1 pseudogene is annotated in these 267 nt (G+C 54.3%); it reads left to right on the top strand.

The features are described from left to right. Window positions 1-57: 57 nt before the first annotated feature. A pseudogene (locus ALO64_RS24035) lies at window positions 58-256 on the top strand (IS66 family transposase); the annotation flags it as partial. Window positions 257-267 lie beyond the last annotated feature (11 nt).

A 267-nucleotide genomic window follows, 5' to 3' on the forward strand; every position in this document is an offset into this window, starting at 1 on the left:
GACTTGGCCGGACGGTTACCCACAATGTTCTTTCAGACATGAATTGCAGAACGAGCCCTAAAAGGAAGGCCGGAGAAAACCCAACCACAAGTGACGACGCAAAATGCGCTGGGCAAAGCGATCAGCTGCCTTACCAGCAACTGGATCGAGTTGCTGCGCTACACCGAATACCTGCCGATCGACGGCAATGCGACAGAGCGCGATCAGGCTCTTCGTTATCGGGCGCAAAAACTGGCTCCTTAGAGACACGCCTAAGAGGGTGTAGAC

This window comes from Pseudomonas meliae, from assembly GCF_001400515.1.
Classification (GTDB): domain Bacteria; phylum Pseudomonadota; class Gammaproteobacteria; order Pseudomonadales; family Pseudomonadaceae; genus Aquipseudomonas; species Aquipseudomonas amygdali.